This window comes from Vogesella mureinivorans (assembly GCF_007644035.1).
GTDB lineage: Bacteria > Pseudomonadota > Gammaproteobacteria > Burkholderiales > Chromobacteriaceae > Vogesella > Vogesella mureinivorans.
Genome location: NZ_VMTV02000387.1, coordinates 1 through 1,023 on the forward strand (window position 1 = coordinate 1; position 1,023 = coordinate 1,023).

At 51.4% G+C, this 1,023-nt stretch carries 1 rRNA gene; it reads right to left on the reverse strand.

The features are described 5' to 3' along the window. Nucleotides 1-1,022: ribosomal RNA gene (locus tag FLQ44_RS11140) — 16S ribosomal RNA — on the reverse strand; the annotation flags it as partial. Nucleotide 1,023 lies beyond the last annotated feature (1 nt).

Sequence of the window (1,023 nt, forward strand, 5' to 3'; positions counted from 1 at the left end):
TCTACATCTCTGCAGAATTCCGTACATGTCAAGAGCAGGTAAGGTTCTTCGCGTTGCATCGAATTAAACCACATGCTCCACCGCTTGTGCGGGCCCCCGTCAATTCATTTGAGTTTTAACCTTGCGGCCGTACTCCCCAGGCGGTCGATTTATCACGTTAGCTTCGGGCACCAGACTTAAAGCCCAATCCCCAAATCGACAGCGTTTACAGCGTGGACTACCAGGGTATCTAATCCTGTTTGCTCCCCACGCTTTCGCACATGAGCGTCAGTACATTCCCAAGGGGCTGCCTTCGCCTTCGGTATTCCTCCACATCTCTACGCATTTCACCGCTACACGTGGAATTCTACCCCTCCCTAAAGTACTCTAGTTGACCAGTATGAAATGCAATTCCCAGGTTAAGCCCGGGGCTTTCACATCTCACTTAATCAACCGCCTGCGTGCCCTTTACGCCCAGTTATTCCGATTAACGCTCGCACCCTCCGTATTACCGCGGCTGCTGGCACGGAGTTAGCCGGTGCTTCTTCTGTAGTTAACGTCAATTACCAAATCTATTAAATTTGATACCTTCCTCGCTACCGAAAGAACTTTACAACCCGAAGGCCTTCTTCATTCACGCGGCATGGCTGCATCAGGGTTCCCCCCATTGTGCAATATTCCCCACTGCTGCCTCCCGTAGGAGTCTGGACCGTGTCTCAGTTCCAGTGTGGCTGGTCATCCTCTCAGACCAGCTAGAGATCGTCGGCTTGGTCAGCCTTTACCTAACCAACTACCTAATCCCACTTGGGCTCATCTTATGGCAGGTGGCCCGAAAGTCCCACCCTTTAATCCATAGATATTACGCGGTATTAGCTACAGTTTCCCGTAGTTATCCCCCTCCATAAGCCAGATTCCCAAGCATTACTCACCCGTCCGCCACTCGTCGGCAAAGAAAGCAAGCTCCCTTCCCGTTACCGTTCGACTTGCATGTGTTAAGCCTGCCGCCAGCGTTCAATCTGAGCCATGATCAAACTCTTCAGTTCA